The 14,128-nt window shown below is 64.4% G+C and carries 14 protein-coding genes and 1 pseudogene; 3 read left to right on the forward strand and 12 right to left on the reverse strand.

Annotation, left to right across the window (positions count from 1 at the left end):
* Positions 1–36: 36 nt before the first annotated feature.
* A complete protein-coding gene (locus SB786_RS02660) occupies positions 37–705 on the forward strand; it encodes a TetR/AcrR family transcriptional regulator (protein WP_410726056.1) in 669 nt (222 codons plus the stop codon).
* Positions 706–778: 73 nt separating this feature from the next.
* Here the strand turns inward: SB786_RS02660 and SB786_RS02665 are convergent, their stop codons facing one another.
* Positions 779–2,077 carry an oxygenase MpaB family protein gene (locus tag SB786_RS02665; RefSeq protein ID WP_410726057.1) on the reverse strand — a complete coding sequence of 433 codons (1,299 nt, stop codon included), beginning with the start codon at positions 2,075–2,077 and terminating at the stop codon, positions 779–781.
* Between the two features lie 37 nt (positions 2,078–2,114).
* Entirely contained in the window at positions 2,115–3,617 is a 1,503-nt protein-coding gene (locus SB786_RS02670) for an aldehyde dehydrogenase family protein (RefSeq protein ID WP_410726058.1), read from the reverse strand.
* Between the two features lie 264 nt (positions 3,618–3,881).
* Between SB786_RS02670 and SB786_RS02675 the strand changes: the two are divergent.
* Positions 3,882–4,168, forward strand: a pseudogene (locus SB786_RS02675) (IS3 family transposase); the annotation flags it as partial.
* A 115-nt stretch (positions 4,169–4,283) separates the two neighbouring features.
* Here SB786_RS02675 and SB786_RS02680 read toward each other — a convergent pair.
* From SB786_RS02680 to SB786_RS02725, 10 genes are all read right to left on the reverse strand, one after another.
* Complete coding sequence (locus SB786_RS02680) at positions 4,284–5,177, reverse strand: amidohydrolase family protein (RefSeq protein WP_410726059.1); 894 nt, start codon at positions 5,175–5,177, stop codon at positions 4,284–4,286.
* Positions 5,178–5,192: 15 nt separating this feature from the next.
* The gene (gene rhaM / locus SB786_RS02685) at positions 5,193–5,507 is read right to left on the reverse strand and encodes an L-rhamnose mutarotase (protein ID WP_410726185.1); all 315 of its coding nucleotides are present in this window, start codon (positions 5,505–5,507) and stop codon (positions 5,193–5,195) included.
* An 11-nt stretch (positions 5,508–5,518) separates the two neighbouring features.
* Positions 5,519–6,304 carry an SDR family NAD(P)-dependent oxidoreductase gene (locus SB786_RS02690; protein WP_410726060.1) on the reverse strand — a complete coding sequence of 262 codons (786 nt, stop codon included), beginning with the start codon at positions 6,302–6,304 and terminating at the stop codon, positions 5,519–5,521.
* Between the two features lie 9 nt (positions 6,305–6,313).
* Positions 6,314–7,492, reverse strand: coding sequence for an L-rhamnonate dehydratase (rhmD, locus tag SB786_RS02695; protein ID WP_152862279.1), 1,179 nt, complete (start codon positions 7,490–7,492; stop codon positions 6,314–6,316).
* 41 nt (positions 7,493–7,533) lie between these two features.
* A complete protein-coding gene (locus SB786_RS02700; RefSeq protein WP_410726061.1) occupies positions 7,534–8,469 on the reverse strand; it encodes a dihydrodipicolinate synthase family protein in 936 nt (311 codons plus the stop codon).
* A 70-nt stretch (positions 8,470–8,539) separates the two neighbouring features.
* The gene (locus tag SB786_RS02705; RefSeq protein ID WP_410726062.1) at positions 8,540–9,424 is read right to left on the reverse strand and encodes a glycosyltransferase family 2 protein; all 885 of its coding nucleotides are present in this window, start codon (positions 9,422–9,424) and stop codon (positions 8,540–8,542) included.
* 122 nt (positions 9,425–9,546) lie between these two features.
* Positions 9,547–10,251, reverse strand: coding sequence for a GntR family transcriptional regulator (locus SB786_RS02710; RefSeq protein WP_006756440.1), 705 nt, complete (start codon positions 10,249–10,251; stop codon positions 9,547–9,549).
* Between the two features lie 79 nt (positions 10,252–10,330).
* The gene (locus tag SB786_RS02715) at positions 10,331–11,122 is read right to left on the reverse strand and encodes an aspartate/glutamate racemase family protein (RefSeq protein ID WP_410726063.1); all 792 of its coding nucleotides are present in this window, start codon (positions 11,120–11,122) and stop codon (positions 10,331–10,333) included.
* Positions 11,119–12,363: a D-amino acid dehydrogenase gene (locus SB786_RS02720; RefSeq protein WP_006756442.1), complete on the reverse strand. Its 1,245-nt coding sequence runs from the start codon at positions 12,361–12,363 to the stop codon at positions 11,119–11,121. The genes SB786_RS02715 and SB786_RS02720 overlap by 4 nt, the downstream gene beginning before the upstream one ends.
* A gap of 12 nt (positions 12,364–12,375) precedes the next feature.
* Positions 12,376–12,723 carry a RidA family protein gene (locus SB786_RS02725; RefSeq protein ID WP_410726064.1) on the reverse strand — a complete coding sequence of 116 codons (348 nt, stop codon included), beginning with the start codon at positions 12,721–12,723 and terminating at the stop codon, positions 12,376–12,378.
* A 306-nt stretch (positions 12,724–13,029) separates the two neighbouring features.
* Here SB786_RS02725 and SB786_RS02730 point away from each other — a divergent pair, with 306 nt between their 5' ends.
* Entirely contained in the window at positions 13,030–14,124 is a 1,095-nt protein-coding gene (locus SB786_RS02730) for an ABC transporter substrate-binding protein (protein ID WP_410726065.1), read from the forward strand.
* Positions 14,125–14,128: the final 4 nt, after the last annotated feature.

Here is a 14,128-nt window from a genome sequence, read left to right on the forward strand (position 1 = left end):
AACTGACTGCTTGCACCCATTCCTTACCACGTTTCAATGGCCAAGAACCCGAAGCCGAATATGCCCGACGCCGACAATCCACCCACTCCGTCCTCCGAGGCCGCGCGGTCTCGCATCATCGCTGCGGCACTGAAGTGCTTCTCATCTGTCGGGTTCGAGGGCGCAACATTGCGACAGATTGCCGACGAAGCGGATGTACTACATCAGTTGGTCGTGTATCACTTCAAGAACAAGGAGACTCTTTGGAGAGCCGTTGTCTCCGCGATCTTCAAGGACTCGGACGAGCGCTTCAGCCGTAGGCTCGAAGGCCTACAAGGCGTTGATCCCGGAACGACGCTTCGCCTCATGCTGCGCGATGTCGTCAGGTTCTCGGCAGCACATCCGGAATTCCATCGCCTCATGACCCTCGAAGGTCGGAACGACAGTCCTCGCCTTCGATGGATGCTCGAAGAACACGTCTGCAAGTACTACGAAATGTCGACGCGTCTCATTCGGGCTGCACAGGAAGCTGGAATGGCCAGGCCGGGTAATCCGGGAGAGCTGCATTACGCCACGCTCGGACTAATCACGGCCGCTTTCTCGCTCGCGCCGGAATTCAGATTGCTAACGCAGCTTGAACCTTTCTCGGAGGAGCACGTGGAGCGCACATATCGTCTCGCTTGTGATTTTCTAATGACTGGGGCTTCGGCAGGCGGCAATTCGTAGCCTTGCACTCGGCGGCAAGCCGCTGCGGGTTATTGGATCGCCGCGGCCCCGAATCTGCCAGACTGCCGCTCGGTCAGTACTTCGATTGCGGTCGATAGACCAAGTCTGATTCTTCGAGGTGCTCTTTCAACCACGCCCGCCGTTGACGACGCATTCGGTTATCCAAGCGCACCGCATACGACGGGAATCGATGACGCAGCCAATCTTGCACGAAATTTATCGGTGATATCGCAAATATCGTCAGTGCTGCGAATAACGTCGGATTTTTCATCCCCATCAGTCGACGAGTTTCTGGAGAGACAAACAGTACTGCCTGAACAATATTGTCCCAGTATTTCAGCCACGCCATCATTCGCGCGATGCCTTTGACGTTCTTTCTCGGCTCGAATGCTTTGATGAAGGACTGACACAGGCGAATGCCATCGGGGTCGTCCGTAGCTCGCTGTAGATTCGAGATGTCGAACATCATTTGAATACCTTCGTCGGACGTTACCGGGAAGAACTCCGTGGACGCGCCCATGACATAACAGATGTATCGCCACAGGTGCATCATCGCCTCGATTTCATCGTTGGTTGGGCGATACCCCATCCGCTTCAACTGATGTCCAAGTACCACCGAGCTGATGACCGGCGCGGCATGAAGGCCAACCTGGTTGATCGGCATTCCGATCTTATCGGCGTCCCACTTCGGATTCGAGATGACAGCACGTCGGATCAACGTATGGAGGAGTCGCACGCGAACTGCAACTTGCCATCCTTTCTCGAACAACCGCATTCCGCCCGGCTCAGAAATCTCCAGCCAGAAGTTGCACGTGAGAAGAAATCGTTTGAATGCAGTATCGTCGGAGTACTGTCCCGTCGACATCAACGTTTTCGCGAGGTTCTCGTTACGATAGCTGTCAAGCGTACCGATGCCCTGAAATCTGAAACCCTGTACGCCATACCGGCGATAGGTGCGTGCACCTTTCTCCAATTTCTCCCAGTCCAACCAGTCGGGCAAGGTGCTCACCTGCTTCCATAGTGCGACTAGTTCTTCGGACGGGGCATCGATTCCCTCCAAACCTCTGGTGATCAACGTCTCAATGACCGCGTGCGGATTTGCGCCCGCCTCTCGCAACTCGAGTATTGCCTTGTCGGCAAGAGCGTCTCCCTCCCACATCGCCATTCCCAGCCTCCGGCCGACTTCCGGACGAGGAACAGGAACATAGCCAAACAGCTTGCCGAATATCTGCGCCTTTATTTTTGCGGCCGGCGATTGCGACTCGAGCTCGTAAACCCAGCTTGTCGGCGGAGCGCTTCTATCCGCCGACAAGCGGAGAAGACGCTCAGTCGCTGAATCTGACTGCGATTGCGGAATTTTTCCGTCGTTCATGTTTCACCATCAAAAGAATGAGCGAGCGAGTGTCGCGTTAGTCCAGTCTCGAAATGACGGATTTTGTTTCTAGATAACCCGACAAACTCTCGATTCCCAGATCCCTGCCTACTCCGGATTGCCGGTAGCCACCGGTTGGGACGTTGGCAGGCGGAAAACCCGGGGTGTTCACGAACACCGTCCCGACACGCAGGTTTTTCGCGAGGCGTTGAATAGCGCCTTGGGTTGTGCCCCAAACGTATGCGGCCAAGCCATACTTGCTTTCATTCGCGTTAGTGACGACTTCTTCGAGATGGTCGTACGGCTCGATAGTGATGACGGGACCGAAGATCTCCTCCGTCAGCAGCGCGGAATGCGGATCGAGATCGCAGATCACTGTCGGCTCGACAAAATAGCCTGATCGAGCGAGAGGATTGCCCCCAAACACGACGCGTCCGTCCTCTTGCCCACTGGAGATGAACTGCAGCACGCGCGAACGTTGGGCATCCGAGATGAGTGGTCCCATTTGACTTTCAGGATCGAAGCCAGGACCGACCTTCAATGACTGCGCATACTGAACCAGCTTGGCGGTGAATTCGATGTACTTCGACCGAGGCACAATGACTCGGCTTCCGGCGACGCAAATCTGTCCTGCGTTCGCGAAAGCGCCCATCGCGATACCAGGTATGGCCGCATCAAGATCCGCACACGGTAGGACGATGACGGGTGATTTCCCGCCGAGTTCCAGCCCGACGCGAGCAATACGGCTTGCCGCAGTACGGTAAATAAGGCGCCCCACCGCCAAAGAGCCCGTAAAGGCTACCTTGTCGATGTCGGAATGTTTCAGCAACGCGTCGCCCGTCGTTTGTCCGCGCCCGCAGACGACGTTCACGACACCGTCCGGGAATCCTGCCCGCTGGACCAAATGAGCAAGGCGGCATACCGCCAAAGACCCGTCCTCCGAGGGCTTGATGACTACCGTGCACCCAGCCGCGAGCGCGGCCGCCATTTTCCAGGCGGTAATCATGAGCGGCGCATTCCACGGCACGATGATGGCTACGACACCGACGGGTTCAGGAACCGTATAGGCAAAGAAGTCTCGATGCATCGGATCGGAAGCACTCGTAGTGCGTCCTCCGATCTGGACGGTCAAGCTTGCGAAATACCGGAACGTCCGAATCGTGTTGCCGACCTCGAAGTTGAGGGCCGCGCCACGCAGTGCGCCAACATCCGCGCTCAGGAGATCGGCCAATGTGTCGGCGTCCTGCTGGATGATGTCCGCAAGCGTCAGGAGTAACTTTTGGCGGTTATCGGCTGCGCTCGCTCCCCATCCGCGTTTGAACGCCCTTTGCGCAGCCTCGACTGCCACGTCGACCGTGCTGGCCCCGGCGTCTTCCAGCGACGCAAATTCCAGGCCGTTTGCCGGGTCGATCACCGGCAACAAGGGGGCTCCCCCAAAACGGACATGTCTGCCGTCGATAAAGTGACCGAGCGGCTCGGTCACGAATTCGGTGGCCTCCGGCCCCATGAAAATGGCGGCGCCGGCGGAATAGTTGGTCATCAGTCGTACTCCATTGAGGCATAGCCGTTCGCGCGTGGCGCGGACGGCAAAAAATAGCGGCCGGGGAGATCCTCGGCACCGAGACTTTCCATTAGGACAGTTTTCTTGATTTTATACTTTCCGTATGGAAAGTCCAGAGGGTTTGTCCTTACCTTCCGGCACTGGCTGTGAGCATTGAAGTAAGCCTGCCCATGTGGAAGATGGATGGCATTTTTTGCCGCTAATGCCGACTCGGGAGCAAGCAGTGAAATTGAGGTATTGGTGATGCGGGGATCAACGGAGCGAGCAAACGGGCTTGTCGCGCAACACGGCGATCGCCGGGCAGAGCTGGTGGTCGACGGCATGAAGGTGAGCACCCCGACGGGCCGGCGCGAGGCGCTGGAAGTCCCGACTCGGCGGGGCTATCGCGACGCAAGGCATGTTGCTACCTGAAATTGAGTCGCCGGGCGGCGACCAGTACGCTCCAGCAACCGGAGAAAGATCGGCGTCTGGGCGAACAATTGAGTGCGGCCGCTCAGGAGGTGCCGCGTTTCGGCTACCGGAGGATGTCGAAGCGGGTACCACGACTGTCGCACCGTCCCTTGCAAGCGTTCGGCAGGCCACCGTCAACAGCGACTTCGCTGGCGGGGTCATGAGCTGCTGTCCGGCGTTCGCGCCGCCGTGAGATCAAATGCGATAAATCCGCGTTGCATTGTCGACGAACAACGCCCGCTTTTCCACATCGCTTGCCCCCGCGACGATATCCGCATACGCGTGCCAGAGTGCCGAGTACCCGGCGTGCAGCCGATCGATCGGAAAATTCGACGCGAACATGCATCGCGCGGCGCCGAATGCGTCGATTCCCTCGAGCACATATGGCCGAAAGCTCTCGACCGTCCATCGGTGATCGAACATTGCGAGCCCGCTCAGCTTGAGCATGACGTTCTCGCGCCGGGCGAGCCCGTGCAGCCCGGCGCGCCACGCGCGATAGCCTTGCACGCTGTCGCGGTCGACGAACATGCCCGCGTGATTGACGATGAAGACGGTATCCGGATGCGCGTCGACCAGCGCCAGCGCGGCCTCGACCTGGGACGGATAGAGCTGCAGATCGAACGACAGCCCGAGCCGCGCGAGCCAGCCGAAATGATCACGCCAGACCGGATCGTCGAGATGGTCGCTATCGACGTAGTTGTACCAATGGTTCGCGTGACGGTTCAGCACCTGGCGAATGCCACGCACGTTTGGAAAGGCGGCAGCCGCCTCGAGCCTCGCAGGCGCGTCGGCACGCGACAGGTCGACGCCCGCGACAATACCCTCGGGCATGCCGCCGCTCGCCGGCGTGTCGGCCAGCGCCTGCAGCCATTCGACCTCGCTCGGCGTTGTCCACGCGTCATGGATCGCTTCGACGTGCACGACTTTCAGGATGTCGATCCCGCCCGCGTCCGCGCGCAAGCCGGCCGGGCCGTATACGCGCGGCAGCGCCGCCACCGGCCCTGAAAACGCCGGCTGCGCGCGGTCGAGCCAGCCGTAGCTCAACGCATCGGCATCCCAGAAATGCACATGTGGATCGACGACCTGCATTGCGCCCCCTTGCGATCACGCCAGATGGAACATCGGCTCCAGATGTTTTTCGAGCGGCCGCCCGTCCCCGTCCGTCGCCATCAGGTCGGCCATGTACGCCCACCACCGGCGCATCACGTCGGCCTGCGCGAGTTCGGCCATCCGGTGCTCGGCCGGGCGTTTCAACACAGCGAACAGGCAATCCGTTTCGTCGTCGAGAAAGATCCAGTAATCGGCCATGCCGGCCGCGCGCAGCGCGTCGGCCAGCTCCGGCCAGATCGCATCGTGGCGCCGCCGATACTCGTCCTTCTGCCCCGGATGCAGCCGCATCCGGAACGCGATCGTCTCCATGTCCGCCCCCGTCATTGCAGGTTCACGTAGAGGCCGCCGTCGACGAGGAGCGCCGCGCCGTTGACGTAGCGCGCCAGGTCCGACGCGAGAAACACCACGCAGTCCGCGACGTCGTCGGGCTCGCCGAGGCGACCGAGCGGAATGCGCCGCTCGAAGTACTCGGCCTTGCCGGGCGCCGCGAGATCCGCTTCGTTGATCTCGGTGCGGATCGTGCCCGGCAGCACGGAATTGCAGCGGATCCGGTGTGGGCCGAGCGCGACCGCGCATGACTGCATCAGCGCGTGCACGCCGGCCTTCGTCGGCGTGTAGTGCGTCTGCATGCCGCCGCCGACGAGCGCGCTGATCGAACTCGTCGCGACGATCGCGCCGCCGTCGCCCTGCGCGGCCATGCGGCGCGCGACCGCCTGGGTGACGTGAAACGCGCCGTGCAGGTTCACCTCCATCGTGCGTCGCAGCAGGTCGGCGGGCAGATCGAGGAACGCGTGGAACGGACAGATCCCCGCATTGCTCGCCAGCACGTCGATCCGGCCGAACGCATCGACGGCCCGCGCGACCAGCTCGTCCGCGGTTTCCGGCCGCGCGACGTCGCCGGGCACCGCGAGCGCGCGCCGGCCGGTCGCGCCAATCTCGTCGATCAGCGCGTCGAGCGCGTGATCCGACTGCGCCGGCAGCAACGGGTTCGCCCAGTAATTGACGACGACGTCGGCGCCATGCCGCGCGCACGCGAGCGCGATGGCCCGGCCAATGCCGCGCGAGCCGCCGGTGACGACGACGACCTTGTTCTCGAGCAGTTTCATCGCGGCGGCTCAGTGCGTGTAGGGCCGTTCGGTGCGCACGGCCGGATTGAGCCGCACGCCGAAGCCCGGCGTATCCGGCACCTTCATCCGTCCGCCCGTCGGCACCGGTTCATCCAGCAGCAACGGATCGAACATCGGCACGACGCGATCCGCCTGCGGAGCCATCATCAGAAATTCGGCGAACGGGCTGTTGTGCCGCGTCGTCACGAAGTGATAGCTGTAGACCGACGAGCCGTGCGGCACGACCAGCACGCCGTGCGCGTCGGCGAGCGCCGAAATGCGGACGAGTTCGGTCAGGCCGCCGCACCAGCCGACGTCGGGCTGGATGATGTCGCAGCAGCCCATCTCGAGCAGCATCCGGAAGCCCCAGCGGGTGGCCTCGTGCTCGCCCGTCGTCACGAGCAGATCGGGCGGCGCCGCGCGGCGCAGTTGCGCGTAGCCCCAGTAGTCGTCGGGCGGCAGGCACTCCTCGATCCACTTGAGCCCGTAAGCGCGCGCTTCGTGCGCGAGCCGGGTTGCATAGCGCACGTCGAGGCTCATCCAGCAGTCGAGCATCAGCCAGAAATCCGCGCCGACGCGATCGCGCATCGTCGCCAGCGCGTCGAGGTTGCGGCGCAAGCCCTCGTCGCCTTCCGCCGGCCCATGATGCAGCGGCAGCTTGCCGCCGATGAACCCCATCTCCTTCGCGAGATCCGGCCGCGCCCCGGTCGCATAGAACTGCAGTTCGTCGCGCACCTTGCCGCCGAGCAACTGGTGCACCGGCTCGCCGCGCACCTTCCCGAGCAGGTCCCACAACGCGAGATCGACGCCGGAGATCGCGTTCAGCACCACGCCCTTGCGCCCGTAATAGAGCGTTGCGTAAAACATCTGATCCCACATCTTCTCGATGTCGGTCACGCGTTGCCCTTCGATGAAGCGCGCGAGATGACGCTCGACGACGAACGCGCCGATCTCGCCGCCCGTCGTCACCGCGAAACCGACCGTGCCGTCGCTCGCCTCGATCTCGATCACGAGTGTGCCGAGCACGTTGATGCCGAACGACTGCCGGCTCTGCCGGTATTCGGGGTAACGCGCCATCGGCGTCGCGATGTGATCGTCGATCCAGTGGCCCGCACCTTGGTCGTGATAGTCGGCGCCGCCGCCGCGCACCGTCAGTGCGCGGATGTGTCGTATCGTGGGCATGCTCATCAGAACGTTCCTCGATCGGAAAGAAGAAAAATACGGGCGCTCTAGCGTGCCCAGCGCAGCACGAGCGCATCGAGCCGCCGCGCGATCTCGACAAGGCCCGCACGCGTTTCCGGGTGCAGCGGCATCAGCGGGCGCCGTGGCGCGTCCGACGCGATCACGCCGCCCTCCTTCATCAGCGCCTTGCAGGCGAGCAGCCCGGCCTGCCGGTTTTCGTAGTTGATGAGCGGCAGCCACTTCTCGTAGCCGGCCACCGCCTCGTCGCGCCGGCCCGCGCGATAAGCGGCCAGAATCGGCTGCAGCCCGTCCGGGTAGCCGCCGCCGAGGATGCTGCCCGTCGCGCCCGCGTCGAGATCGGCGAGCAGCGTGATCGCCTCCTCGCCGTCCCACGGCCCCTCGATCGCGTCGCCGCCGAGCGCGATCAGCTCGCGCAGCTTGGCCGCGGACTGCGGCACCTCGATCTTGAAATAGCGCAGGTTCGGAATCGTGCGCGCGAGCCGCGCGAGGAACGCCGCCGATACCTGCGTGCCGCTCATCGGCGCGTCCTGATACATGATCGGGATGTCGATCGCATCGGAAACCTCCGAGAAGAACGCGCCGATCGCCGCCTCGCCGCAGCGAATCGTCGCGCCGTGATACGGCGGCATCACCATCACCATCGCCGCGCCGGCCGCCTCTGCGGCCCGGCTGCGCGCCGCGCAGATCACCGGATTGAAATGGGTCGTCGTCACGATCACGGGCACCCGGCCCGCGACGTGCTCGAGAATCATCCCGGTGAGCCGCTCGCGCTCATCGTCGGACAGCGAGAACTGTTCCGAGTAGTTCGCGAGGATGCACAGCCCGTCCGCGCCCGCGTCGATGATGAAGTCGACGCAACGCATCTGCCCTTCCAGGTCCAGTTCGCCCGATTCGGTGAAAATGGTCGGCGCGACGGAAAACGCGCCCGTATAGCGGCGAGCTGCCTGCGTGTCATGAATCATCTTGTCGGCCTCACTTCATTTAGGATTACAAAAATGATGAAACGCGATTCCATACGTCGTCGCGAGTCGGTCAGACCCGGCCGTACCGGCCGCGCAGCCCGTCCGTCACGCCGCACAGAATCGCGTGCAGCTTGGTTCGCTTGTCGCGCGCATGCAGCAGGATGAACGCGACGTGCTTCAGCGTGATCAGGTTGATCAGCAGCATGGCCGGATAGCGGCGCCAGTAGTCGCGCGCGACCAGGACGCAGTTGCGGGCTGCGTAGTAATGGCGCAGCGCGCTCTGATCGAAGATCTCGACGCGCGGCCAGTGCTGCCGCGCCGACGGACTGCCGAGCTCGTGCGGCAGCGACACGTCCGCATTCACGCACACCGGCACGCCGTTCGCCTGCGCACGCATGCAGTACTCGGCGTCGACATGGTCGATGAAGAAATCCTCGCGAAAGCGGCCGAGCGCGCGATACGCGTCGAGCGAGATCGCGGTGCCCGACGAGATGATCACCGAGCACGGCAGCAAGCCGCGCGCGCCGTCGCCGATCGGCGTGAGCCGCGCAGACCAGCGGCGTACGGTGAAGAGCGGCAGGTTGCGCCCGAAGTTGCGGTTGAAGATGCGCGGCCCGACCAGGAAGCGCGTATCCCCGACCGTCGCGCACCCCGTGAGCATCCGCTCGAAGTAATCGGCGGGCACGGTCGAATCCTGGTCGAAGATGAAAAATACGTCGCAGCCGCGGCGAATGAGAAACGCCACACCGGCGTTGAACGCGCCGGCGATCCCGCCGCGGTTTTGGTTCGCGACCACGTCGACGCCGTGCGCGGCGAGCCGCGCATGCAGCTCGCGATCGACGACGGGCGAGTTGTCGACCGCGACGACGACCGGACTGTGCGCGGGCAGGCCCAGCAGATGTTCGATCTGCGCCGCGGACGGCTTGTACAGCGTGACCAGCGTGCCATGTTTCATGACGGCACCTCGTAACGAAAGCGTGGCGATGCGCCGCACCGGCAGCCGGGCGGCCCGTCCTCCTTTGCCTTGCGTCTCGTCGGCGCGGTCTCGCCGGGCGCGGGTGCGCCGGGGACCGCCCGTTATTTCGCGTACAGCTTGACGACGCTCGCCGCCACGACGCGCGTGATTTCCTCCATCCGCCACCGGATATGCGTGTCGGTCAACGCGACGCATCGTTCGGTGTCCCGCGCGGCGAGCGCGTCGAGGATCTCCAGGTGCTCGGTGAAGGCCGCGTCGCGCCGCTGGTCGACGTCGACCCATCGCACGTAGTGGATCCGTGCATTGATCCCCTGCAGTACGCGCCCGATCTCCGCATTGCCCGACAGCGCGGCAAGCTCCAGGTGAAACAGTTCGTCCTTCACGACGAGCTCCGACGACGGCATCCGCGGCGCGCTCTTCATCACCTGCCGCCAGAAGCGGCGCAGTGTCTTGATGTCGTTGTCGGACGCCCGCTCGCACGCGAGCATCACCGCGGTCGACTCGATCGAACGCCTCAGCTCAAAGAGATCGAACACGTCTTTCCCTTCCAGTTGGCGGATGAAGAATCCGCGATTCGGCACGAACACCAGCAGGTTCTCCGCGACGAGCCGGTTCAGCGCTTCCCGGATCGGCGTGCGGCTGACGTCGAACCGTTCCGCCAGTTCAAGCTCGTTGACCCGCTCGCCCGGCCGGATCGTATACACCACGGCCATCTGCTTCAGTTGCTCGTAAATCTCGTTGACCGTGAGGCCCGCGCGCCGGGGCGCCAGCGCCTCGCGGCCGCCAAGCACGGAATTCGCTACCATCTCGCCTCCTCCTTCGTCTGTCGGCGACCGTCATTATCGGCCATGGAACGGCCTGCGGACGCCTCTCGTGCTGCTACCGTCATTGCATCAGCAAGCGTCCGAAGCCCGGCACCGGATCGTCGACGCCGGCGAGCCGCAGCGCATGCCATGCGAGCGCGTGATTGCTCGACAACACAGGCTTGCCGGCGCGCGCCTCGATCTCCGCAAGCGCATCGACGAGCCGAAGGCTCGTGCACGACACGAACACCGCGTCCACCGCCGGATCGGCGGCCAGCGCGAGCACCGCGCGCTCGATGGATGCGCGGTCGATCCGCGCGACCTCGTTGTCGTCGCGGTGCTCGAACGAGCCCGCTCGCACGACGTCCACGCCGCGCGCGCGCAGGTAGGCCGCCATCGCTTCGTTGATCGAGCGCTCGTACGGCGTGAGGAGCGCGACGCCGCGCGCGCCCAGCGCGCCGAGCGCGACCCGCGCCGCGGTGATCGGCGTCGTGCACGCGACGCCCGGCCGCGCCTCGCGGATCCGCTCGAACACGCGCTCCTCGCCGAGCACCATCGACGCGGACGTGCAGCCGAACGCGACCACGTCGAGCCGCTCGCCGGGCCGGATCAGCTCGACGGCCGCCGCGATCCCGCCGTCCATCCGCGCGAGCGTCTCCGCGGTGATGTCGGCGGAGTTCGCGATCCGGCTCTCGTAGAACGCGACGCCGTCGAGCGCGAGCACGCGCCGCCATTCGTATTCGATCGTATGGTCGGTCGCGAGCACGACGAGCCCGATCGCCGCGCGGCGCGCGATGCCCGCATCGAGCGAAAAGCCGAAGCGCGCGTACGAACCGGCGCCGTGCTGCACAGAGGTCGAAAGAAGTTCGCTCACTGGAGTGTCATCCCGGTAATGTCGATGTCGGGCTGCCGGCCGTGGATCAGGTCGGCGACGATCTTCGCGGTACCGCACGACATCGTCCAGCCCATGTGGCCGTGCCCGGTATTGAGAAACAGGTTGCGATGCCGGGTCGCGCCGATGATGGGCGTGCCTTCCGGCGTCATCGGCCGCAACCCGGCCCAGTACGACGGTTTCGCATAGTCGGCGCCGTTCGGAAACAGCGCCTTCGCGGTCGCCAGCATGTGCGCGAAGTCCGCCGGCGTGTGGGTCGTGTCGTAGCCGCCGAATTCGGCCGTCGCGGTCAGGCGCAGCCGCTCGCCGAACCGTGCCCATGCGACGAGCTGGTTTTCCTCGACGCCGCCGAGCGTCGGCGGCTCGTGGCGCGCGTCGATCGGCAGCGTGACGGAGTAGCCTTTCACCGGATAGATCGGCAACCGGTAGCCGAGCCGGCGCGCGACGAACGGCGAGTACGCGCCGAGCGCGAGCACGTAGCGGTCGCCGCTCACGCGGCCCTGCGACGTCTGTACGTAGTCCACCGCGTCCGCGTCCGCGCGCACGCCGTCGATCGTCGCGCCGAAGCGGAACTCGACGCCGAGCGCGCGGCAGCGCTCGGCGAGCGCGCGGGTAAACAGATGCGCGTCGCCGCTCTCGTCGGACGGGCAGTAGATCGCGCCCGCGATCTGGCCCGCCGCGCCGGCGAGCGCGGGCTCGCGCTCGATCACCGCGCGCGGATCGAGCGTTTCGAGCGGCAGGCCGTTATCGGACAGGATCCGCATGTTCGCGACGCCGCGCTCGAACGACGCGGAATCCCGGTACAGGTACAACAGCCCGCCGCTGATCCGGTCGTACGCGAGCCCTTCGTCGCGGGTCGCGGACTGAAGCTGATGCTGCGCATAGCGGCAGAGCCGCACCTTGATCGACGTGTTCCGACGCGACCGCTCCGCCGTGCAGTTCTGCAGGAACTGCCGGCACCACGCCCACATGCGCCAGTCCGGCGACCACTTGAGGCGCAGCGCCTGCCCGTCCGAGAACAGCGACTTGAGCAGGATCTTCGGCGCGCGCGGCGACGCCCATGTATACGAATGCCCCGGCGCGATCAGCCCCGCGTTCGCGAAGCTCGTCTCGAGCGCGACGCCGTCGCGCCGGTCGACCACCACCACCTCGTCGCCCGCCTTCGCGAGGAAGTATGCGGTCGTCACACCGACGATGCCGCCTCCGAGCACGACCGTCCTCATCGCCCGCCTCCGCTAGAACGCGGCGATCGCCGCGATTTCAACCGTGTACTCGGGAAACGCGAGCGCCGACTCCACGCACGCGCGCGCCGGCGCTTCGCCCTGCGGCACCCATGCGTCCCAGACCCGGTTCATGTCGGCAAAGCTCCGGTGATCGGCAAGCCAGATGCTCGCGGACACGATCCGGCGCTTGTCGAGCCCCGCGCCGTCGAGCAGCTGGTCGATCTTGTCGAGGATCTGGCGGGTCTGGCCGGCGACGTCGAGCGCGGTGTCGTCGGCAACCTGTCCGGCAATGAACGCGAAGTCGCCAGCGACTACCAGCTGACTCATCCGTTCGCCTGTGCCATATCGCTTGATCTCCATCGCACCGCCTCCGTTTTCCGTATCGAGTGGGTTGAATTCTAAGCATCCATATTCAGGACTGTATACACTTTTTTCAAAAATATTCGATGCGGTCCAAGCTGGAGCATATGCCCGATGCTGGTGTTTACCGTCGCTGATTTTGTGCATTACATGCGTTAAAACAACGCATTTTATTGAACACACCGGTGCATCTCGCGGACTTCGCCACATCCGTCCAAAAAATGTTTGCCAACGAATTTTGTTCTGTGATTCTGTCGACACTTCTGTATTTCAAACGCGGTTCAACACGCATTCAGGAGAACAAAAATGAAGCTGGGTTGCTGGAGTCTCGGGATCTGCGTCGCGCTCGGCGCGTGGGCGACATTTCCGGCGCGCGCCGACGTCAGCGTCGGTGCCGTGTTGCCGCTGACTGGCGCCAGCGCGTCGATCGGCGAGGACCAGCGGCGCGGGATCGAACTCGCGGTCGCGAAGATCAACGCGCAAGGCGGCGTGCTCGGGCAGAAGCTGCAGGTGCGGATCGAGGATTCGGGCGGCACGGCGAACACGGCGCTCGACGCCGCACGGAAGCTGGCGACGGTCGAGCGCGTGCCGCTCGTGCTCGGCGAATTCTCTTCGTCGGTGACGATCCCGGTCGGGCAGTTCCTCGTGCGTCAGGGCGACGTGCACATCAACATCGGCTCGTCGAGCCAGCAGGTCCGCAAGATCGGCGCGGGATCGTTCAGCGCAATCGGGCTCGACGACCTGTCCGCGCGCTTCGCCGCGCAGGATGTGTACGACCGCAAACTGCGGCGCGTCGCGCTGATCGCGCCGAACAACGGCTACGGCCAGGGCATCGCGGCCGAGTTCAAGAAGCGCTTCGAGGCGCTTGGCGGCACGATCGTCTCGACGGTGCTCTACACCGAAGGCCAGTCGACCTACCGGCGCGAGCTGGAACAGGCATCGCGCGCGCAACCCGACGGCTATGTGTACAGCGCGTACGGACAGGAAGCCGCGACGCTGAACCGGCAGGCGTTCGAGATGCGCCTCAACCAACTGCCGTGGTACGGGATCTACCTGACGATGTGCACGAGCGACACGCCCGCCCAGATCGCGCAGGGGCAAATCGGCCTGGAGGTCGCGGCGCTCGGCACAAGTGCCGCCGCGTATGCGGCCGACTATCGCGCCGCCTATCACGAGGCCCCGCGCTCGGCGTTCGGCAGCTATGCGTACGACGCGACGATGCTGTCCGCCGCGGCCATCAATCGCGCCCAATCGGCCGATCCGGCGAAGGTGCGCTCGGCGCTCGCGGCCAGCCAGCCGTATACGGGCGTGACGGGCACGATCGCCTTCGACGCCGACGGCCAACGCACGGTGCAGCCGTACGAGAAGGTCGTGTACCGGCAATCCGTCGTCGCGCGGTAGCCAC

This window comes from Burkholderia sp. SIMBA_062 (assembly GCF_046534765.1).
GTDB classification, from domain to species: Bacteria; Pseudomonadota; Gammaproteobacteria; order Burkholderiales; family Burkholderiaceae; genus Burkholderia; species Burkholderia ambifaria.